The following is a 20,686-nucleotide window of genomic DNA, read 5'->3' as shown; positions in this document are numbered from 1 at the left end:
ACTTCTTTGTTATTAGAGCCTTCTGTAATTGCCTCTTTTGGTATGCCAAATAAATATGTGCAGATGAATCCTCCAGCATATCCTGCAAGTAAGCCGATGATATATTTCAGCCATAAACCATGAGCAATTAATGGAATTAAAGCTAGGCCAGATGGACCGATAGCAATGGAACCAACGTTTCCGAACATTCCAATTACAGCTCCTCCAATTCCTCCACCGATACAAGCAGTAATGAATGGGCGTCCTAATGGAAGAATAACTCCATAAATAAGTGGTTCTCCAATACCTAATATTCCGACAGGAAGAGCCCCTTTAATAATGGTAACAAGTGATTTATTTTTACGACAACGAATCCAAAGTGCTAAAGTTGCACCTACTTGTCCAGCACCAGACATTGCAAGAATCGGAAGCAAGATGGTCATACCAGCTGTGTTAATCATTTCAATATGAATAGGGATTAATACTTGATGCAGACCTAGCATCACCAATGGTAAAAATGCCACTCCTAGTACAAAACCTGCAAAAACCCCTCCACGTTCAAGTGTCCAATCTATTCCACCAATTAAATTACTAGAAATTAGACCTGCAAAAGGCATAATAAAGAAAATCGTTAGCAATCCAACAATCAGGAGAGCAATTGTAGGTGTAACAATAATATCGATTGCATCGGGAATAAATCTACGTAAGAATTTTTCTAAAAATGAGAGTAACCATACAGCAATCAAAACTCCGATAACCCCGCCTTGCCCAGCAGTTAAGGGCTGATCGGTAAAGATATTCATAATAGGAAGCTCTTCTGTAACTCCCGTTAAAAGGGTAATACCTCCAATAACCCCACCTAAGGCCGGAGTAGCACCAAACTCTTTTGCTGCGTTAATACCTACATAAATAACTAAATAGCTGAAGATTGCATTTTTAATAACATTAAGAATCGTAACGTATTGTTGCCAAGTGTCTTTATCAAGGTCTCCCGCGGTTATACTATTGGCTAAAATCGAAGCAATGCCAGCTATTAAACCTGCGCCTACGAAAGCTGGGATTAAAGGTATGAAAATGCTTCCAACTTTCCGTAAAAAATTTTTAAATGGCGTATTGTTTTTCTTTTTTAGCTCAGATTTCATATCTGCACCTTTTGACGTCAAACCTTCAGGTGAAGCTTTTTCTTGTGAAGGAGCTGCAGAATCTTCTTGAAGTACAATACCAAATTGTTCAGCAACTTTCGTAACTACTCCTGGTCCTAGAATAATTTGATACGTATCATCATCGACAACTCCTACCACTCCTTTCACTTGTTTTATACTCGCTTCATCAATTCTATTATGATTCACTGGGGTGACTCGGAGTCTTGTCATACAGTGTGTATAATTCGCTATATTAGAACTGCCTCCAAGAGCTTGAAGCAGTTCTTTAGCTGTTTGATGATGTTTACTCATAGTTGTTTCCATCTCCCTTATATTTTCGCACTTAATTAACGATTGCTTGACGGATAAATCCTTGGGTTTGTTCTAAACGATGTAAAGATTCCTCGTATGAAAGGCCTGTTAAAATCATGACTATAGCAAGCTTAGAATTACAATTTGCTTTTGCTAAGTACTCTTCTGCCGTATCATACGTGCATGAAGTTGCTTCCATCACAATTCGTTTTGCGCGCTCTACAAGCTTTTCATTCGTCAGCTGCACGTCTACCATTAGATTTCCATACACTTTTCCGATACCTACCATAGAAGCTGTCGAAAGCATGTTACAAACCAATTTTTGTGCTGTTCCAGCTTTCAAGCGAGTAGAACCTGTTAATACTTCAGGACCATTTACTACTTCAATTGCAATATTTGCTACTTTTCCAATATCAGAACTTTTATTGCAACTAACTGCTATTGTTTGAGCTTCAATTGAGTTAGCATATTCTAATGCTCCAATGACATAAGGTGTACGACCACTTGCAGCAATCCCCACAACAATGTCCATCTTAGTAAGTCGAATATTTTGTAAGTCTTCCATGCCTAACTCTTTACTATCTTCTGCTCCTTCTACTGCTTTGATAAAGGCTTTTTCCCCGCCAGCAATTAAGCCTATTACTTCATCTGGGTTCGTACCAAATGTAGGCGGACACTCAACAGCATCAAGCAAGCCGATGCGGCCACTGGTTCCTGCGCCGATATAAATAAGGCGCCCCCCTTGTTTCTTAGCTTTTATAATAGCTTCTACAGCTTTCGCAATAGAAGGAAGTTCTTTTTTTATCGCACTCGCAACTTTTTCATCTTCTTCATTCATGGTTGTAAGAAAATCCAAAATAGACATTTCATCTAGATTCATTGTTTTTTCGTTACGTGTCTCAGTAGTTAAATGTTCAAGCATTACTTATCCATCCTATCTTTGTTTTTGTTTGAAATCGTTCTCAAGTACAGAATAACGTCTTTGAAATTAAATTTCAACAATTATTTTAAAATGTTAAAATTTAATTTCAGAAACTATAGTAATATGTGACTTTGGACAAACATCATATGCCTGAATTTTAGTAAATAAGACAACTCTCGCCGTATAAATATCAAGCATGTCTTATATCAATAATGACTCCTTCCCTCCTGCAGCAAGGATTTTTTTTACATACGTTCCTATTAAAATCATTATTTTCATCCCTATATAGAAACTACCTTATGTTAAATGAGTAAAAAAGCGAAAAATTTTCTATTTTTTAGAACAGAATAGTTCCTTAAAAGGTTATAAAGGAGCCGAACTCATGTCTAAACAAATGGAAGATATAAACGAAATAAAGCTTTTAGATTCCCAAGTTCACTTATGTGAGGAGATTAGAAAATTGTTAAGAGAAAAAGAAAAAAGAAATCTACCTTTTATACAGGAATCTACAGAACACGATATCGTGCACATTGCTTCAAACAGGCTAATGAGTGAATTAATCTCTAGACACTAAATATATAGGAGCGCATTCATCAAGCAGACGAATAACTAATGACAAAGCAATCTGGATGCTACTAGACTGCTTTACCCCTTTCTGAAATCCGTTTTATGTTTATATCATGTATCTTAAAAAACAGAAAAAACAAGAAGGATCTCATAAGAATAATGCGTTTATCTATTTATTCTTCGTGCGGACAAATGATTGGATATTTCAAACTCAAATTACTAATAATACCGTTACATGTCTTTTGCGTAAAAGGAGCTAAGTAACGATGGAACTGAAAAGAATAATAGGCGTCACCTTTTTATCAAGCGTTATCTTATTTTCGGGACCTTTATCACTGGTCAATGCATCAGTAGATGATTCTAAAATGACTGTAAAACATTCAGTGAAAGAAGAGCTGCCCAATATAAAGATTTTGGCCACTGGAGGTACGATTGCAGGTTCTTCTGAAAGCAGCACAGACACAACTGGATATGAATCAGGAGCTCTTAACATTAAAACAATTATTAAAGCTGTTCCTCAGTTGAAAAAGCTAGCGAATGTAAGCAGCGAACAGGTCGTAAATATCGGAAGTCAAAATATAAATAACAGCATTTTATTAAAGTTAGCCAAACGAATTAATACACTATTAGCTTCTAAGGACGTTGATGGAGTGGTCGTGACACATGGATCTGATACGATGGAGGAAACGGCTTATTTTCTAAATCTGGTAGTAAAAAGTGAAAAACCGGTGGTTGTGGTTGGTTCAATGAGACCCGCTACCGCTATAAGTGCAGATGGACCGCTAAACTTATATAATGCAGTGAAAATTGCTTCTACAAAAGACGCACGAAATACCGGTGTTTTAGTAGCGCTCAACGATCGAATTGGTGCAGCTCGTTATATAACAAAAACACATACAACGGCAGTAGATACGTTTAAATCCCCTGAACAAGGATATGTAGGAGAAATAGCTGGAGATAAGGTAATATTTTATAACAAACCAACTCGCAAGCATACAACACAATCAATATTCGATGTATCAAAATTAGATAAGCTTCCTCAAGTAGATATCATATATGGGTATCAAAACGATTCTAGGAACTTTTATGACACAGCCGTAAAAGCTGGAGCAAAAGGAATAGTCGTTGCAGGAGCAGGAAATGGACTGCTATCCGATGCTGCCCTAACAGGTGCTAGAGATGCGGTAAAAAAAGGCGTAGTTATTGTTAGATCTAGCCGGGTAGGAAGCGGAGTTGTGACACATGAAAAATCAGATGATAAAGATACGTTTGTGACATCCGATTCGCTAAATCCACAAAAAGCCCGTATTCTTTTAATGCTTGCTTTAACGAAAACAACGGATCCTCAAAAGATTCAAACCTACTTTAATGAGTATTAAATCAAAAATATCTGTCATCTCTGTTTTGGCTAAATTTTTTTAAGAACAATCGGTAATGACAGCTTATAAGCAGGACATAAAGAGGTTGAGACATCACTAACATACTTTTATCTCAGCCTCTTTGAATTAAGAAAGAAACCATCAGCAGGTCCCTTATTCATTTCCCCAGTTCTTGCTTTCCATAATTAAATGATTTGAGGTGCCGTCTAGTACACGCCACACCAAAGTCTTGCCTTCTATAACCTTTAACTCGATAATGCCCTCTAGCTTATTGGTATTCACATGGACGCGTCTCTCATTTATTCTTTGCGCACTTTTTAACCTTGTTCCAAATGTTGCAGGACTTTCTTCCGTTAGCTTTACAATTACATCTATCATACGTTTGTCAGAAACATAGTTTTCGCTGTTTTCATAGTTTTTATCAGCAGGTTTAATAGCATGTTCTAACCCATTTTCGTACTGACGCCAATCAACAATTAAAAAAACCGCAAATACGAAAGACACTGTGAGTAACAAGCCGTAGGCAATATATCGTTTCATTTATTTTTGCTCCTTTCGCAGGAATAGGTTGTATCAGAAAATAGTATCGTACCACTTTACGAAATATTCCTTTTTTAAGAAAAAATAAAAGAAGTTATATTTTTTATAGACCTTCCCTGCTCAAATTACAAGAACCAAGAGAGATTTGTATACGGCTCATTTTTAGCTGCCACTATTACTTTACTTCACCATAAACTAAATCAAAAAAGATTCCACTCATCAACGTTCAATGAGTGAAACCTTTTTTGATTATCGGCGGCTAGCTGTGCCTCTTCTTTTTTGCAGACGAGCTTTGTGCCGTAGAGCCAACAGGCTACTTTGTTACGGAAATACTGCCGTTATGAGTAGCTAGTTTAATAATATTCTTTCCTTTTCCAATAACAGCGTCCCTATCATATTTATTCAGAATATCTACTTTTCCATTGTCCACGGAAACGTTAAATTGAACGTTACTTGGTTCTTTTTCCGTCGTAATCTTAATCTTTCCATTGTTCGTTTTAAAGTCAATATCTCGATCAAGTTCTTTTGTTTCAAGAGCGATGCTTCCGTTATATGTTTCGCTTTCTAAACTACCTTCCACGTTACTCAGCGTTATTTTCCCGTTATTTCCTTTTGCTTGAACCGTTTTTGCTGCAGCATTTTTTATGCTTGTAAGTCCATTGTGTACGCTGGTGTTCAAGTTTTGTGAATCAATGTCCTCTAATTCCACACGTCCATTGTTTGCACGAATGGAAACATCTGCTGCGCGTACTTTTTTAACAGATACATACCCATTGTTGCTGGAAATCCCCAATGAATTATACTGTTTTTCAGGCAGATAAACGTTGATGGATAGCGGTTTTAATATACTAACAATGTCAAAATTGACCCAGCTGCGCTGTTGTTCATTATAGGAGATGAAAAGCGTTGAATTTTTAACGGCAGTAGTGAAGTCTCTTTTTATGTTAGGAGATGTTTCGCCTTTTAATGTTACTTTAATATTATCGCCTTTGATAGGGTACACATGAACCCGGGTATTATCCGTATCGATGTTTACCTTGGATACTTGATTGCTGTTGATCGTTTTTTCTTTTGAAATAGGTTCAGGATCAATAGCACGATAAGTAATGAGACTTCCTATAATCCCAACCAGGACGAGAATACCTGCAAGAATGGAGAGTTTCTTTTTATTCAGCACGTTTTAAACCGCCTTTCACCAGTGATACATTGTATTTTAGATAACGTACAAAGCCTTTTATAGCTAGCTTCGTTACAACTAACATACCTAGCATAATAAAATAGCCAATTCCGCAAAATGCTAAAGACATAAAAAGGTTAAAGAGAAAAAAGCCGCTCCAATGTACAATAGCCTCACCGAGAACTAGAATAGGAGATAGCAAGAAACATAGACCTATGGCCCAAGCTGACAAAATGAAGCCAGCTAATGCCACGGCGGGCCCAAGAACAATTACTACATTAAAAAAAGCTAAACCAATTACGGCCCAAGCGGCTCTTAAAATATTTTGAGTTGTTGCCTTAGCTGTTGCTTGCTCAACGTGGTAATCTGCCAGCAATTCTTTAGCTATTTGATTTGGAGAACCTAGCGACGTTACAATTTCTTCTTCTGTTTTTCCTTCTTCTAAGCCAATGGAAAAATGTTCTTCATAATCTTGTAAAATATCTGCCCGTTCTTTTGAAGACAATGGTTTTAAGGATTCATTTAATTGCTGTAAAAAACTACTCTTTGACATTGTTCACACCTTCTTTAATTAATTGATTAACACCTCTTGAAAACTCGTTCCACTCATCGACAAGTTCATATAAATAATCTCTTCCTTTATCTGTGAGCTGATAATACTTTCTTGAAGGACCTTCTGTAGATTCTTTTAGGTACGTTGTGAAGTATTCTTCTTTTGTTAACCGGCGCAGAAGAGGATATACCGACCCTTCTGATATTTCAATTTGATCGGAGATTTTTTGAACTAGTTCATATCCATAACGGTCTTTTTTATCAAGCAGCACAAGGACACAAAGCTCTAAAACTCCTTTTTTAAATTGCACGTTCACTGTTCTTCACCCTTTTCTTTTCACAGTTCACTACTGTTTATTGTATAGTACTGATTTATAATTACTTCCTAATAATTACAATATATCATCAGCTATTGTTTATTGCAAGGTACTGTTTAATATTTTTTCAACCTTTAACCATTTTTACAGTCGTAAGGTGTTTTTTATAAAGCAAGATTCAACCTTCTTTTCTAATTAGCTTGTAGATAAAACTATTTTAACGTACCCAAAAGAAAAAGTAGTCTATAGCTATAGACTACATAAACGAAATCCGTCTATGCTATTTCTCCTTAGCCTGTTGGATAAATAAAAAGAAAACCGTTATTAAAATAAAATAAGTTAGAGGTTTTTTGAAAACGTCCCCTCCTAAAGCTAATTGTAATAAAATCCATAAGGCAAATATCACTAGTATGGCTGGTTCCAGTCAGTTGCGGCCTTAGACTATAGGTTTATTTCAGCGTTGATATATAATTGTATTTATTTTTTACTTTGAGTAGATCTTCTTTGCTCAAACTTCTTCTCCTGATAGCGTTGGTAGAACCAAATAGCAATAGCTAGCCAGCAGCCACTAGCAAAATAGCCTCCAATAACGTCGCTAGGATAATGCACGCCTAAGTAAATACGACTAATACCTATTGCTAAAATCATTATAATGCTAATAATGATTAAAAGTGTACGTCCCCAGCGAGTAGAAATATGACGCCAGAGCAAAAATGAAAGGACGCCGTAAACAGCAAAAGCACTCATAGCATGCCCACTTGGAAAGCTATAACCATTGATTTCGATTAATCGATGGAAATCAGGACGTGCACGATGAAAAAGTAGTTTTAGCAGCTCATTGAGGATTGGAGAACCTACAATAATCGCGATAAATAAAATAAGCTCCGTTCGATGTTTTAATACTTTATAGAGAAAAAACAAACTAAAGAGAGAAATAACTGCAACAGATGGCGTAGAGCCAATAAAAGTAAAGCATTTCATAATAGTCGTTAGCCCAGGAGTTTCGAACCCTTGAATCAGCGATATAATAGACCGATCAAATGCGACAATTTTTGATCCACTAATTAAAAGAGCCATCCCACTAAAACAAATAAGGGACAATATGCTTAACATAAAAGCAAGTGTAAATTGAAATTTCAACTTCATCCTAGACACCTCTAATTTCTGTCCTTTATCAAGTTACTTTTGATGAAATGTGATACGATAAGGTCTTTTTATTACTAGGTTTTAATGTTTCTTTGCTTTTGAAGTTAGGAGTATTAAAAATAAGGGCGTTGTTTTATATACACATTTATAGAGAGTTATTAAACAGAGGCAATACAACCGTTACATTTGTTCCTTCGCCTTCTTTACTCTCTATATTAATCGTACCGTGGTACTTTTCAATCCATCGCTTGGCTATAGCCAGTCCTAAGCCAAGTCCTCCTTGTTTTCTGCTCCTTGCCTTATCCACTCGGTAAAATCTATTTAAAATATAAGGTATATCCTCTTCTGGAATTCCAATTCCTTTATCCATTACTTTAAGAGATACTTTTTCATTGATTAGAGAACAGTCTATAACGACCTCTTTCTCTTCCTTCTTAGAATACTTGACTGCATTATCTAACAAAATAATTAGTATTTGTTCTAGATGGCGAGAAGAAATATTCACGTACAGATTTTCATGTGAGTGTCTTATTTTAAACTCATAGTTGTTATACAGTACTTCAAAATTCCTTACAACATGTTGAACAGTGGCCAATACGTTAATAGGTTCAACATCTACAGGATTTATCAGACTATTTTCAGCTCGGGATAGCTCTAATAATTCTTGCACAAGATTCGTTAAACGCTCTACTTCTTTCAGACTGGATTTCAAGGATTTATCTAATACTGCTGTATCATTTTTCCCCCAGCGATTTAACAATGTCAAATGTCCTTGGATAATGGCTAACGGAGTTCTTAATTCATGTGAAGCATCCTCTACAAACTGTTTTTGCTGTAAAAAGGAGTCTTCTAGGCTATCCATTAACTCATTAAATAAACTGCCTAATTGAGCAAACTCATCGTTTTTTTCATTAACTGGAACTCGTTCCTCAAGGCCATTTGTTTTTATTTTTTTCATCGTCAATGTTAACGCTTGAACGTTAGATAGTATTTTCTTTGCTAGAATGGTTCCACCTAGAATACTAAAGATTAGTGAGCCTATCCCTGCAGCAAGCATTAATAAAAAAATCTTGTCCATAAAAACATCGGACATCTCCATATTTCTTACAATTTCAACCGTTCCAGTGAAGTTGTCGGTGACAATTGGAGAACGAAGAACGAGTAGACGTTCATCGTGGTTTCGAATCACTTTATACTCTTGGTGCTTCACCGTTTTCGGTTGCTCCCAGTTTGGTGAAACATTGTTTGAGGTACTGGTTATAATGTTCCCTTTCTTATCAAGAACACGAATCAACTGATTCTTTTCATTAATTTTCGATAAGTATCCTTCACTGTTTTCAATTTGTTTTAAGGATAAGGGTTCATCATCAGATTGAATAAAAGCGAGAACCTCGTTTAATTGATGAATACCATTTTGCTTCTCATAATTTAAAATACTATTATCGATCACAATATATTGAAAGAGGTTGTAAGAGAGAAAAAGAAAAAATAAAAACATGGAAGACCATAAAGTTATCTTCCACCTTATAGGTAAGTCTTTTATATATTTTATCCATTTTCTCATTTAAACATCACGCATCACGTATCCAACCCCTCTGATGGTCTGAATATATAACTCTTTGTCCTCTACACTTAATTTGTTTCTTAAATATCTAACATATACATCTACAACATTCGTTTCAACAACTGAATCGTACCCCCACACTTGCTCTAGAAGTATGTCTCTCGTTAATACTTTGTTAATGTTACGCATAAAAATGGCTAGGAGTTCAAATTCTTTATTCGTGAGTTCAATTAGTTTTTTTTCTTTTATCACTGTTCTTGATTCCAAATCAAGTTCAATATCTTTAAATGTTAATAGTAGCTTCTGATCCAGCATCTTGTTGTTTTCTTGACGTCTAAAAATGACTCGCATTCTTGCAAATAATTCTTCAATTGCAAATGGTTTGGACAAATAATCGTCAGCTCCATTATCAAGCCCCATTACCCTGTCCATGACACTATCCTTAGCTGTGAGCATAATAACAGGAGTATCCTTAGTTGTTCTTAGTCTTCTGCATACCTCAATTCCATTTAATCCAGGCATCATTAAATCCAATAATATAATATCGTACTTCTGCTTGGTTGCTTTATCTAAACCAGTACGACCATCGTAAGCTACGTCAACTAAATATCCTTCATATTTTAGTTCTAATTCTAAAAATTCTACTAATCCTTCTTCATCCTCTACAATTAGTACCTTTTGCATATAAAGTACTCCCCTTTGTCTAAAAATTAAAAATGTAAAAACTGCTTCTACAAATGAATATGAGTACTAGTACTATATCCCTCAATTTTGAAAGATAATAAGAAGAAATATGAAATAAGTTTTCTATGACTTTCTTCTTTAATGAATCATATAAAGTTGCTTTCCTTGTTTCTTTAACTTTCTTTAATGGTGTATCCTATACCTCGAACAGTCTCAATAAGTGAGGGACTAAATCCTTCTTCAATTTTCTTTCTCAAATAACTTATATAAACATCAAGTATATTTGTATCTCCTTCGTATTCATATCCCCATACATTTAGTAAGATTCCTTCACGAGTAACCGTCTTATTTTTATGGATGACTAAGTAAATTAATAAATCATACTCTTTAGGGGTTAAGCTGATTTTTTGCCCAGCTCTAGTTACTTCTCTTGATTCAGTATTTATAACCATATCTTCAATTAATAATAACGAGTCTTTTTCTACCTTATTCCTAATAACAAGGTGCTTATAACGTAGTAAAGAACGTATCCGAGCCAGCAATTCTTCTGTTTTGAATGGCTTAGTTATATAATCATTTGCGCCATGATCTAACCCTAGTATTTTGTCTAGAGTTGAATTGCGAGCTGTCAAAAGAATAATAGGCACGTAATTCTCTCTCTTTCTTACTTTACGCAAGACCTCTATACCACTCATTTCCGGTAGCATAATGTCAAGTAAAATTAAATCAAACATATTTGATAAGGCCATTTCGAGACCATCTCTTCCATTGTTTTTAATTTTCACTTGGTAACCTTCATGTTCAAGTTCCATTTTTAATATATTGCCTATTTCTACTTCATCTTCCACAATTAAAATACTTTCTTTCATCTAACTAACCCCTCTTTTCAATCTCTATATTTTTGCTTTGCATATCGATCGCTCTTTCCAATAATAAAGAGAAGTGTACAGCTATCACAAACCAACATCTCAGTGGACAATAGGAAATTTTAAGTGCTGAACATAAAAACATAAGATAAAAGACTTCTATTAGAATGTGATATTAAATTCCCTACCCATTGTTCTTTGCTTTAATAACAATTACTTCACTAATATCATTAAAGTTGGATGAGGGTTTCACAACGGCCAATTGCGTTAGTCCATATTCATCAGGCTTTACTTTGATGACTTTTCCTAAGGCTAATTTCCCTTGAAAGATTGAACTGATAGGAGAGGTTTGAACTTTATCTCCTACATTAACCTCAGCCTCACTAGGGATTTTTCTAATAATTAAATTACCTTTTTTATCATCGTAGCCTTCTAATGTTCCATTCACGCTTTTCCTATCCTTTAACATTACCGCCATACGATTTGTCCTAAGGTTTGAGCTAATTAGTTCTACAATAGAGGTTGACGAAAAAACTTTGGATACCTTCCCAATGACTCCATTTGTACCTAGCACATTCATATCTATTTTTAACCCCTGCTTCTTTCCTTTATCAATTGTTAATTCATTGTTCCAGTTGTTCGTTGAGCGGCCAATTACGGTAGCTGTTACAGGATTATAGGTTTTTACCTGATCTTCTGTTTTTAAAATTTTTTTTAAGACTTTATTTTCATATTCCAACTTATAAGCATTTGCTTCCTCTTGGTTTTCAGTGGCTAGCTTATTCTTTAAGATAGAGTTTTCTTTGTAAGTGGAAAATAATTGACTCACTTGTTGAGGTTCACTCCAAGAAAGCTTGTCTAAAGAAAGTAAGCTACCTTTGTACAAGGTTCCAACAAAAATAAGTCCTCCTACAGTAAGAATCCCTCCTATCAAAATATATGTATGTCTTTTCTTCTTTCTTTGAAAACGTATCAAAATGGCACCTTCCTACCAATAGTCATGCTATTTATAATGTTACTAGCTGCTTCTTAAAAATTTCTTAAGTATTATCATCTTTGACCTCTTAACAACTATTCAACGTTCTCCTTCTTTTAATGAATTGTACTTATTTTCTAGTTTCAAAAGCTGAAGGCATAAAGTTATGTTTAAAAAACTTGGCTCACATAATTTAAATTTAATACTGTGTAATGAAATTTAAATGAAATTAAAATGAGAATTCGATAAAAAATAAATATTTTATTTTTATAAAAACATCATGGTGCAACAGAGTTGATAAAACATTTAATTAAAACATTAATAAAAAGTTTTTTATAAAAATCTCATTAAATTCTTATTTATTTTTCATTTTGATTTTAGAAAAAGACTGTACAGTTTGAATTACAGCGATGAAGCTTTTAAAAAATTTCTTTAAGAAAAACTTTAGGCAAGTGTGCCGTTTATTTAAGAGAATAAACAGTTAGCACAAGAAGGAGAGAAAAATTAAAAATGCAAACATCTTCGCCAATGAATAAAATTGCTCAAATTACCCTTGTTTTTTGGATTATGAAGATTTCTGCTACGACACTGGGTGAAACCGCAGGTGACTTGTTAGCACAAACATTAGGAGTTGGATATGCAGTTAGTACGCTAATCTTTTTTAGCATATTTTTAATTACGCTTGTAGCTCAACTAAGCTCTAAGAGGTATATTCCGGCCCTTTATTGGACTGTTATTCTGTCAACTAGCGTAGCTGGCACAACTATGTCTGATTTTATGGATCGTACACTGGCATTAGGTTACGCAAAAGGCTCGATGATATTAATCACTATATTGTTGTCGATATTTGCATACTGGTATTTTAGCGAGCGTTCATTAAATATCAACTATATTAGAAACCGCAAGGCTGAAATACTTTATTGGATTGCCATCCTTTTCTCAAACACATTAGGTACAGCTTTAGGCGATTTTTTGTCTGATACGTCTGGCCTTGGATATATAGGTGGAGCTATTTTAATTGGCAGCTTACTAGCATTCATTGTTATATGTACCTTCTATACAAAGATTTCTCGTGTATTTTTATTTTGGGTAGCATTCGTTTTGACTCGCCCTTTCGGAGCAACATTTGGAGATCTTTTGACAAAGCCACATGAAAAAGGTGGTTTAGACTTAGGTACGGCAGGCTCTTCTCTAGTCCTAGCCTCCATTCTTATTGCCTTTATGATTCATACGACATTTAAACAAAATAACGTAAGCTCAGAACAAGCGCTGTAGATTTTCTTTTTTATTTAATACATTACAAAACCCATAAAAAGAAAAAATCTAACGAAGTGACTAATTGCATGAACCACCTCTTTTTCGCACATACTCGTAAGGAGGTGGTGTTTATCGTTAATCAGTTAGAAGTTCTTACCCAGCGTGTTAATGATAAACCATACGATTACTGGCTTCATCATGATTTATTTAGTGCTCAATGGTGGCTAATTATCATTTTAAGTGCGCTTTTCTATTCGTTTTTTATCTCCTCATTGACCGACAACGAATAATATTTATTCTCTTAGTATTTTTCATTAGCTTTGTTTTAGTTGGCACTGTGGATGAACTTGGAAAGTTCTTTGGCGTATAGAGCTACCCTCATCAATTATTGGTCTTTACTCATCGTTTTCATTCCGTTGATTTTGCAGTTATCCCGGTTATACTTACATTAGTTTACCAATTCTTTAGCAAATGGAAGTTTTATTGGATTGCCTCTCTTATTGCTTCAGCTTTTATCGCTTTTATTGGAGTGCCTATATTTACTTTTTTCCATTTATATGATTTGAATCATTGGAATACATGGAAGGCATTTATAACCGTCTACCCAATTGGATTGTTCGTCAAAGTCATTAGTGATTTTATCTACTCCAATCAACACCAGTAGCATCTTCCTTAATGACTGTTGCTCTATATGAACAAATGAATAGCAGAAAGATATACTATATATTAAACCCAAACAAGTAGGTTCCTCTCCTAAAACAAACGACTAATATGACTGTTAGTCGTTTGTTTTATTTCCTGTATGTACAATATTCTATGAAGCATATTAATTGCAGACACAAAAAAAGCTCACCTTAAAAGGTCAGCCTAAATAGGGGAGTTCTATAGAAAATGTTGTATTGCATTACTGATATTTATACTAGCATCTAATAGTGAAAAATTGGTGAAATGTTCGTCTCACTTATCTTTTTAAAAATTTCTTTTTTAAAAAATGAAGTCTACGTTTTAAGCTCTCATTATAAAAGCGTGAACTCGTGACAGGCCACGCTTTTATACATCTATATTCCATTAAGATCTATGAAAGTTAACCGGTCTCTAATCATCGCTTACTCGTTCAACCCTGCTATTTTTAGGTACGTCTCTTTTATCTTCAATCGCACCCGTATGAAATATGCAGCTATGCAAATTTTTCAGCGTTAGTTATTCATGAATCTTCCATCCATTTAAAGTCTTAGCCGTATCGGCGGTAAAATGATCAATGATGTCACTTTTTCCGCTATCCATAGCAGTAATGTCTGCCATATCTTCATCACTTAAATTAAAATCCCAGATGTTAAAGTTTTCAGCAATACGTTCTTTATGAACAGATTTTGGAATGGTAACTACACCACGTTGAATATGCCAGCGCAAAATCACTTGTGCGAGTGTTTTTCCATATTTTTCTCCAATACCGGAAAGTAATTCATTTTGGAAGATATTATTAACGGTTTATCGCCAGATGACACTAACCCTAGCGAATGGGAGTTGGTACATGCTAATAAAACATCCAAAGGCTCTTAACATCACCTCTATACCGGCAGTAAAAAGACTTATCTACCATACCGTATAGATAAGCCTTTTTACTTCATTTGTTTGAGCTAGACCGCTGCGCTGTCAGTTTAGAGTTTGTGAAAATTCCCCCTGCAGTTCTTTTAAAAACGCATTTGCCGCAGCTGAAAGAACATGATGCTTTTTCCACACAATATTTAAACCTGATTCAAGTCTTGGCTGTAACGGCCTGAAACAAAGATTGCTAGTAGTAGACGTATTGACTATTTTATCAAGTGTTATGGCATATCCAACGCCTTCTTCAACCATAATCGCCGCATTATAGGCAAGATTGTATGTAGTAACGATGTTTAATTTATGAAAGTCTTCGCCAAACCAATCCGAAAATTCATTTTTTGAAAATGTCTGCTTCATGGCCTGTCGTGAACAGATTAGTGGAGCGTTTAATAAATCCGCAGCTTGAATGCTTTCTTTGAGGGCAAGAGGACTGTCTCTTCTCATCACAACGCCCCAAACATCTTTGGCAGGCATATTAAGATAATTGTATTTTGAAATATCGGCTGGCTGAATTAAAATACCGAAATCAAGCAATCCCTTGTCAAGCCGTTCCGTTATATCTTCTTCGTTTCCGCTGTAGAGGTGATATCGTATATTTGGATAACGTAACTGCACATCTTTTGCTACTCGTGCAATATGTTTCATTGCTTCTGTCTCCCCGCCCCCTATATAAACATCACCACCTATTGTTTCTTCCATCGAACTAAATTCCGCCTCTAATTTATCCACCATATTAACAATTTCTTCTGCCCTGTTTCGCAGATGCATTCCTTCATCTGTCAAAATGATACTGTGACTGCTGCGAATAAATAGTTTTTTACCTAACTCTTGTTCAAGGTCTTTTAATTGTCTAGACAGAGTTGGCTGTGTCACATGCAAAACATCAGCGGCCTTCGTGATGTTTCTTTCTCTTGCAACCGCAAGAAAATACCGCAAAACTCGAATTTCCATATCCCTCTCTTCCTTTCATAAGCTTTAGTATATACACTCCAGAAATGCTTATCAAATATATCATGATATAAGATATAAGTATTTTTTATATCCAAAAGAAGCCGGTAGAATAAATAACAAAGAAGTTCAACCTTTAATTATTAAAAGTGGAAAGGAGCTTAAAATGCAAAAGCTGTTGTGTCTGTCTTCTATCTTAGTAACAAGCCTTGCCCTCGCTGCTTGTAGCAACAATAATTCATCTGCAGCGGACGGAGATCATAATACAAGTAATCCTTTAAACCAAGCACCAGAACAACTAAAAGAAGATTCTATTTCAGATACAAAAATAAAATTAACGTTTAACAACAAAGAAGTATTCGTCAGGATGTACAATAACCCAGCTAGTATGGCTTTTTTAGCTCAACTGCCTTTAACCATAACTTTTGAAGATTATATAGGTAAAGAAAAAGTTAGTATTTTACAAAAAAGATTATCAGCAGATGATGTACAAGCTGGAGATCTATCAAAAAAAGGCGACTTTGCTTATTACGCTCCTTGGGGAAATGTAGCTATTTTTTATAAAGGTTTCGAGGATGCTACAAATGACCTTATCATACTAGGTCAGATTGAGTCTGGAAAAGAAAACGTTGAAAATATTCATGGTGATTTTACAGTTACCATTGAAAAAGTGACTAAGTAAAAACATGACAATTGCTCTTTAAACAGCCCGCTTTGAAGCAGTTAGAACAGAACGCTTTTTAGAAAGAAGGAAATTGATTTTATGTCTAAACAAAATAAGCTACTTATATTTGTCTTAACCTTAGGAGCTTTCGGGATTATAAATACCGAAATGGGGGTTATAGGGATACTGCCCTACATTGCGGATCACTTTCATATCGGTGTATCAAAGGCCGGATGGCTGGTGAGTCTCTTTGCGCTTACTGTATCAATATCTGGTCCAACGATGCCGTTACTCTTTTCAGTAGTCAACCGTAAGAAAGCGATGTTGCTTGTACTTGGTATTTTCGTTTTAGGTAACATTATCTCTATATTCACCACTAACTTTGCTATTGCCATAATTGCGCGTGTGATTCCAGCTATCTTTCACCCAATTTATTTTTCAGCAGCTTTTACAATGGCTGCGAACTCAGTCAGCAAGGAAGACGCTCCAAAAGCCGTTTCAAAAGTCTTTATTGGCGTATCTGCAGGTATGGTACTTGGTGTACCAATCGCAAGTTTTCTTGCAAGCACAGTTTCATTTCAACTATCAATGACGTTTTTTGCTGTTATTAATGCTATTGTATTTATTGCTACATGGGCATTCTTCCCTTCTATGCCCGTTAAAGAAAGACTTTCATACGGAGCGCAGCTAAGCGTATTACAAAAACCTATTACTTGGCTTTCTATTATTGCCGTCCTTTTACTAAATTCAGCAGTATTTGGGGTTTACAGTTATCTTGCTGAGTATCTTAAAAGCGTTACGAACATCTCTGGACAATTAATTAGTTTCATGTTGATTCTATTCGGTGGGGCAAATATTTTCGGAAACATTATCGCAGGGAAGTTACTTACGAAAAACGCCATTAAAACTGTAGTCGTTTTCCCTTTCGCATTGGGAGTCGTTTACATCATTTTATTCTTCATCGGACAGTTTACTTGGCCTATGGCTATCATGACTTTAGTTTGGGGAATATTTGCTGGTATAGGAACGAATATTAATCAATATTGGATTTCCTCCGCAGCTCCAGAAGCACCTGATTTCGCAAACGGACTATTTTTAGCGTCCGTTAACTTAGGAACAACGATTGGTACAGCTGTGGGTGGACTATTTATATCAGGAATGGGTACACAATATGTTGTACTAGTGGGGATCTTGTCATTAGTATTGAGTGTACTATTCATTTTACCAAGAAGCTACATCCAGCGTCCTGTAAGGTAACTTCCAAAATAAGACATCAGCACAACTTTCTTTCGGGATCCCATCCCTAGCAGGTTCCCTTTGTTTTCTTTTATTACATCTATGAAAAGCAGCAATCCGTTCTAATCAATGCTTACAGCATTAATAAATAAAAAATGGAGGACTTGACATGGAAAAATACACTAAAGTGGCACTTGTCACCGGCGGAAATCGCGGTATTGGATATGAACTAGTGAGACAATTGGCGATGGATGGTTTTAAAGTTATTTTGACGAGTCGAAATTCAGAAACCGGACGTAAAGCCGTGCAAAAACTTAAAGACTCTCATCTTGAGGTTTCATATGTGGTGATGGATATAAGCAATGAAGCCAGCATCCTCAAAGCTGCAGCTACAGTAAGTGAACAATATGGACGATTAGATGTATTGATTAATAATGCGGGCATATATTTGGATAAAAATCAAAAATTAGTCAATATGGAGCCTTCTATTCTAGAGAAAACGCTGGCAACGAACTTCTTCGGTGCCTACCATGTAATCCGTTCCTTTATACCTCTCATGGAACAGCAATCCTACGGAAGAATTATTAATGTTTCCTCAGAATATGGAGCCATGAGTGAAATGTCATCTCCAGGAGTAGGCGCTTATAAGTTATCTAAGCTTATTCTAAATGGCTTAACGCAATTAATAGCTGTAGAAAGCACCAAAGATATCAAAATTAACGCAGTCGATCCGGGATGGGTAAGCTCAGATATGGGTGGACCATCAGCTCCAAGAACGCCGCAGCAAGCTGCTCGTTCTATCCTTTGGTTAGCAACGATTGGAACTGAAGGACCTTCCGGAGGCTTTTTTAAAGATGAAAAACAAATCGATTGGTGAATGTTTAGAGCTTTAAGTACCTCCCCTATGATATTTTGAATTTATAATAAAAAACCTACGGATTATTACCAATAATCCGTAGGTTTTTTTGTTTCTAGCATATATGCAATCTATTATTTTATGTTGTTATATTGCTCATCCGTTACTGGTTCTAACCATTCCGGCGTACCGGCAGTGATGGCAATGTGTTCAAACCAGCTGTCTTTTGCAGCACCATGCCAATGTTTTACACCGTCATGTGTAACAACAACATCTCCAGCTTTTAAGAATTGTGCAGGTTTTCCTTCTTCTTGGTACCAGCCTTCGCCACCTGTTACTAATAAAAGCTGAAATCCATCACGATGAATATGCCAGTTATTGCGGCATCCAGGTTCAAAGGTCACATTTCCAACTCCGACATTCACTTTGGGATCCGCGATTAATGTTTGAAGATAGCTTTGTCCAACAAAAAATTGTGCATACGCTTCGTTTTTTTCTCCTACTGGGAAAATAACGCCATTTTTTACTTCTTCATGTTTTGCCATTTTGATTCCTCCAGTAATATCATTCATAGTTGTATGTCTTGGCTCATTCATTGCTATTACATGTTTACTTCAACTTCCCCCCAAATACCGGGAAGTAGCTATGCTCACCATAATCCTGAATAGGTTCGACATTTTTCAAAATTTCCATATTTGCATCACTAATCACAAAATCAAGCTCTGCATTGATTCTCATACGATCTGGGTTTGCAGTCTTAGGAATGACTGCAAGACCAAGCTGAATATCATAGCGTAGGCAAAGCTGCGCGACAGATACCCCATATTTATCAGCTTTAACTTTATCGATGGCATTTAACGTTTTTGGAAAACCAATGTATGGTGCACACTGGTAAACAGCTTCTTTAATTTCTACAGGTGTTAGACCAACACTCAGCGCTGCGCTAACATGTGCTATTAGTTGAGGCAACGTCTGGTTAGTAGCCAGAACTACCAATGTAATTAGCTCGCGCTCCTTGTAATCTAGCTCACCTTGATAAAAAACTTCTCCAAAAATAAAATGGCTTAGAATGTCCTGAAAATCCGGATCGGTAACATGTGTAGCTGGAACACCATCGCCAAACAGCTGCTTGTATTTTTCTATACTCCTGTCAATGCGGTTCACAAACATTCCTCCTATTGAAGTTCATTTTTCTATAGTTTTAAAAGTATCTACCTGTCTGCTAAAAATCAACATTGATTGATTAATCAACATCTGTCTATAATTATAAAAGCAAATAAGATCCTTTCAATCGCTAATTAAAGGCGATTCGTTGATTACTCAACAAATGAAGAGATATTGTTGAATATCTTTAAAAAAAGTGAGGTTTTAAAGTGGCTAAAGTCGATAGAAGAATACTCAAAAGCCAAGAGGCTATAAAAAAAGCAGTTACTGAGTTAATGACCCAAAAACGATTTGATGACATTACCATTCAGGACATTGCTGACAAAGCAAACGTTAACCGAGGCACAATTTATCTTCACTACATGGATAAATACGATTTACTAGATAAGATGATTGAAGAGCATATGAACAATCTCGAGGAACTATGCCATTCGGCTGCTGATATGACGTTTCAAGAAGGAAATTATATTTGGTTTGAATACTTTGAGCGCCACCACCTGTTCTTTTCCACCATGTTAGAAAGTAAAGGCGCACATTATTTTCGCAGCCGTTTTCTCGAGTTAGTCATCCAAGAGTATAGTCCTGAAGTTGATATAACTAAAGGTGAAAACGAAGGGTTAAGTAAAGAAGTTGTTGTTCAATTCTTTGCCTCAGCTGTTGTAGGGACAGTAGAATGGTGGTTTAAAAATGGCATGCACGTTCCAACCGATGTCATAGCTGAGCAAACTGGCATATTGTTAGATCGGAATTTAGAATAATTTATTGCGTTTTTAAAAGCAATTAAATAACCTGGACTCTACAGAGGAACCAGGTTATTTATAAATAGTACTAAA

23 protein-coding genes and 1 pseudogene are annotated in these 20,686 nt (G+C 35.7%); 8 read left to right on the top strand and 16 right to left on the bottom strand.

What is annotated here, in order from left to right:
- Positions 1 to 26: 26 nt before the first annotated feature.
- Together MMB69_RS05920 and murQ are read right to left on the bottom strand one after the other, a co-directional pair.
- A pseudogene (locus MMB69_RS05920) lies at positions 27 to 1,433 on the bottom strand (PTS transporter subunit EIIC); the annotation flags it as partial.
- Between the two features lie 31 nt (positions 1,434 to 1,464).
- On the bottom strand, positions 1,465 to 2,355 hold the full coding sequence (murQ, locus tag MMB69_RS05915; protein ID WP_277447326.1) for an N-acetylmuramic acid 6-phosphate etherase: 891 nt from the start codon (positions 2,353 to 2,355) through the stop codon (positions 1,465 to 1,467).
- A 382-nt stretch (positions 2,356 to 2,737) separates the two neighbouring features.
- Here murQ and MMB69_RS05910 point away from each other — a divergent pair, with 382 nt between their 5' ends.
- Positions 2,738 to 2,929, top strand: a complete 192-nt coding sequence (locus MMB69_RS05910; RefSeq protein ID WP_221786268.1) for a hypothetical protein — start codon at positions 2,738 to 2,740, stop codon at positions 2,927 to 2,929.
- A gap of 259 nt (positions 2,930 to 3,188) precedes the next feature.
- Positions 3,189 to 4,301, top strand: coding sequence for a type II asparaginase (locus MMB69_RS05905; RefSeq protein ID WP_277447325.1), 1,113 nt, complete (start codon positions 3,189 to 3,191; stop codon positions 4,299 to 4,301).
- A 153-nt stretch (positions 4,302 to 4,454) separates the two neighbouring features.
- Here MMB69_RS05905 and MMB69_RS05900 read toward each other — a convergent pair whose 3' ends face one another.
- The 10 genes from MMB69_RS05900 to mreC all read right to left on the bottom strand — a co-directional run bounded on the left by MMB69_RS05900 (position 4,455) and on the right by mreC (position 12,123).
- Positions 4,455 to 4,841 carry a hypothetical protein gene (locus MMB69_RS05900; RefSeq protein WP_277447324.1) on the bottom strand — a complete coding sequence of 129 codons (387 nt, stop codon included), beginning with the start codon at positions 4,839 to 4,841 and terminating at the stop codon, positions 4,455 to 4,457.
- Positions 4,842 to 5,154: 313 nt separating this feature from the next.
- The gene (locus tag MMB69_RS05895; protein ID WP_269871385.1) at positions 5,155 to 6,018 is read right to left on the bottom strand and encodes a DUF4097 family beta strand repeat-containing protein; all 864 of its coding nucleotides are present in this window, start codon (positions 6,016 to 6,018) and stop codon (positions 5,155 to 5,157) included.
- Positions 6,008 to 6,571, bottom strand: coding sequence for a DUF1700 domain-containing protein (locus MMB69_RS05890; protein ID WP_264408400.1), 564 nt, complete (start codon positions 6,569 to 6,571; stop codon positions 6,008 to 6,010). Before MMB69_RS05890 ends, MMB69_RS05895 begins: the two co-directional genes overlap by 11 nt.
- Entirely contained in the window at positions 6,558 to 6,887 is a 330-nt protein-coding gene (locus MMB69_RS05885) for a PadR family transcriptional regulator (protein ID WP_028409849.1), read from the bottom strand. Before MMB69_RS05885 ends, MMB69_RS05890 begins: the two co-directional genes overlap by 14 nt.
- Positions 6,888 to 7,167: 280 nt before the next feature.
- Positions 7,168 to 7,311 (bottom strand): hypothetical protein, encoded by a 144-nt coding sequence (locus MMB69_RS05880; protein ID WP_277448044.1) that lies wholly within the window; start codon positions 7,309 to 7,311, stop codon positions 7,168 to 7,170.
- Positions 7,312 to 7,364: 53 nt separating this feature from the next.
- On the bottom strand, positions 7,365 to 8,033 hold the full coding sequence (locus MMB69_RS05875; protein ID WP_277447323.1) for a phosphatase PAP2 family protein: 669 nt from the start codon (positions 8,031 to 8,033) through the stop codon (positions 7,365 to 7,367).
- 145 nt (positions 8,034 to 8,178) lie between these two features.
- Positions 8,179 to 9,597 carry a HAMP domain-containing sensor histidine kinase gene (locus MMB69_RS05870; protein WP_277447322.1) on the bottom strand — a complete coding sequence of 473 codons (1,419 nt, stop codon included), beginning with the start codon at positions 9,595 to 9,597 and terminating at the stop codon, positions 8,179 to 8,181.
- Complete coding sequence (locus MMB69_RS05865; protein WP_063247122.1) at positions 9,598 to 10,281, bottom strand: response regulator transcription factor; 684 nt, start codon at positions 10,279 to 10,281, stop codon at positions 9,598 to 9,600. It lies immediately after the preceding gene.
- Positions 10,282 to 10,454: 173 nt separating this feature from the next.
- Entirely contained in the window at positions 10,455 to 11,150 is a 696-nt protein-coding gene (locus MMB69_RS05860; protein ID WP_028414892.1) for a response regulator transcription factor, read from the bottom strand.
- 181 nt (positions 11,151 to 11,331) lie between these two features.
- The gene (mreC, locus tag MMB69_RS05855; protein ID WP_277447321.1) at positions 11,332 to 12,123 is read right to left on the bottom strand and encodes a rod shape-determining protein MreC; all 792 of its coding nucleotides are present in this window, start codon (positions 12,121 to 12,123) and stop codon (positions 11,332 to 11,334) included.
- Between the two features lie 510 nt (positions 12,124 to 12,633).
- Between mreC and MMB69_RS05850 the strand changes: the two genes are divergently transcribed.
- Positions 12,634 to 13,398 (top strand): COG4705 family protein, encoded by a 765-nt coding sequence (locus MMB69_RS05850; RefSeq protein ID WP_277447320.1) that lies wholly within the window; start codon positions 12,634 to 12,636, stop codon positions 13,396 to 13,398.
- A gap of 107 nt (positions 13,399 to 13,505) precedes the next feature.
- On the top strand, positions 13,506 to 13,670 hold the full coding sequence (locus tag MMB69_RS05845) for a hypothetical protein (RefSeq protein WP_221786280.1): 165 nt from the start codon (positions 13,506 to 13,508) through the stop codon (positions 13,668 to 13,670).
- Positions 13,671 to 14,580: 910 nt separating this feature from the next.
- Here MMB69_RS05845 and MMB69_RS05840 read toward each other — a convergent pair.
- Together MMB69_RS05840 and MMB69_RS05835 are read right to left on the bottom strand one after the other, a co-directional pair.
- Positions 14,581 to 14,796: an aldo/keto reductase gene (locus MMB69_RS05840; RefSeq protein WP_372452311.1), complete on the bottom strand. Its 216-nt coding sequence runs from the start codon at positions 14,794 to 14,796 to the stop codon at positions 14,581 to 14,583.
- Between the two features lie 237 nt (positions 14,797 to 15,033).
- Positions 15,034 to 15,936: a LysR family transcriptional regulator gene (locus tag MMB69_RS05835; RefSeq protein ID WP_221786281.1), complete on the bottom strand. Its 903-nt coding sequence runs from the start codon at positions 15,934 to 15,936 to the stop codon at positions 15,034 to 15,036.
- 163 nt (positions 15,937 to 16,099) lie between these two features.
- On the opposite strand from MMB69_RS05835, the gene MMB69_RS05830 reads away from it, so the two are divergent.
- From MMB69_RS05830 to MMB69_RS05820, 3 genes are all read left to right on the top strand, one after another.
- Positions 16,100 to 16,615, top strand: a complete 516-nt coding sequence (locus MMB69_RS05830; protein ID WP_221786282.1) for a cyclophilin-like fold protein — start codon at positions 16,100 to 16,102, stop codon at positions 16,613 to 16,615.
- Positions 16,616 to 16,696: 81 nt separating this feature from the next.
- The gene (locus MMB69_RS05825) at positions 16,697 to 17,854 is read left to right on the top strand and encodes an MFS transporter (RefSeq protein WP_277447318.1); all 1,158 of its coding nucleotides are present in this window, start codon (positions 16,697 to 16,699) and stop codon (positions 17,852 to 17,854) included.
- Between the two features lie 148 nt (positions 17,855 to 18,002).
- Complete coding sequence (locus MMB69_RS05820; RefSeq protein WP_221786284.1) at positions 18,003 to 18,710, top strand: SDR family oxidoreductase; 708 nt, start codon at positions 18,003 to 18,005, stop codon at positions 18,708 to 18,710.
- Between the two features lie 113 nt (positions 18,711 to 18,823).
- Here MMB69_RS05820 and MMB69_RS05815 read toward each other — a convergent pair whose 3' ends face one another.
- Together MMB69_RS05815 and MMB69_RS05810 are read right to left on the bottom strand one after the other, a co-directional pair.
- Positions 18,824 to 19,234, bottom strand: a complete 411-nt coding sequence (locus tag MMB69_RS05815) for a cupin domain-containing protein (protein ID WP_214987364.1) — start codon at positions 19,232 to 19,234, stop codon at positions 18,824 to 18,826.
- Positions 19,235 to 19,298: 64 nt separating this feature from the next.
- A complete protein-coding gene (locus tag MMB69_RS05810; RefSeq protein ID WP_277447317.1) occupies positions 19,299 to 19,853 on the bottom strand; it encodes a carboxymuconolactone decarboxylase family protein in 555 nt (184 codons plus the stop codon).
- A gap of 209 nt (positions 19,854 to 20,062) precedes the next feature.
- Between MMB69_RS05810 and MMB69_RS05805 the strand changes: the two genes are divergently transcribed.
- Positions 20,063 to 20,611 carry a TetR/AcrR family transcriptional regulator gene (locus MMB69_RS05805; protein WP_029323560.1) on the top strand — a complete coding sequence of 183 codons (549 nt, stop codon included), beginning with the start codon at positions 20,063 to 20,065 and terminating at the stop codon, positions 20,609 to 20,611.
- The last annotated feature ends 75 nt before the right edge of the window (positions 20,612 to 20,686 follow it).

It is taken from the genome of Priestia sp. P5 (assembly GCF_029522155.1).
Classification (GTDB): Bacteria; Bacillota; Bacilli; order Bacillales; family Bacillaceae_H; genus Priestia; species Priestia megaterium_E.
Note: the sequence above shows the minus strand (reverse complement) of the source record. Positions and strands in the feature narration are given on the sequence as shown.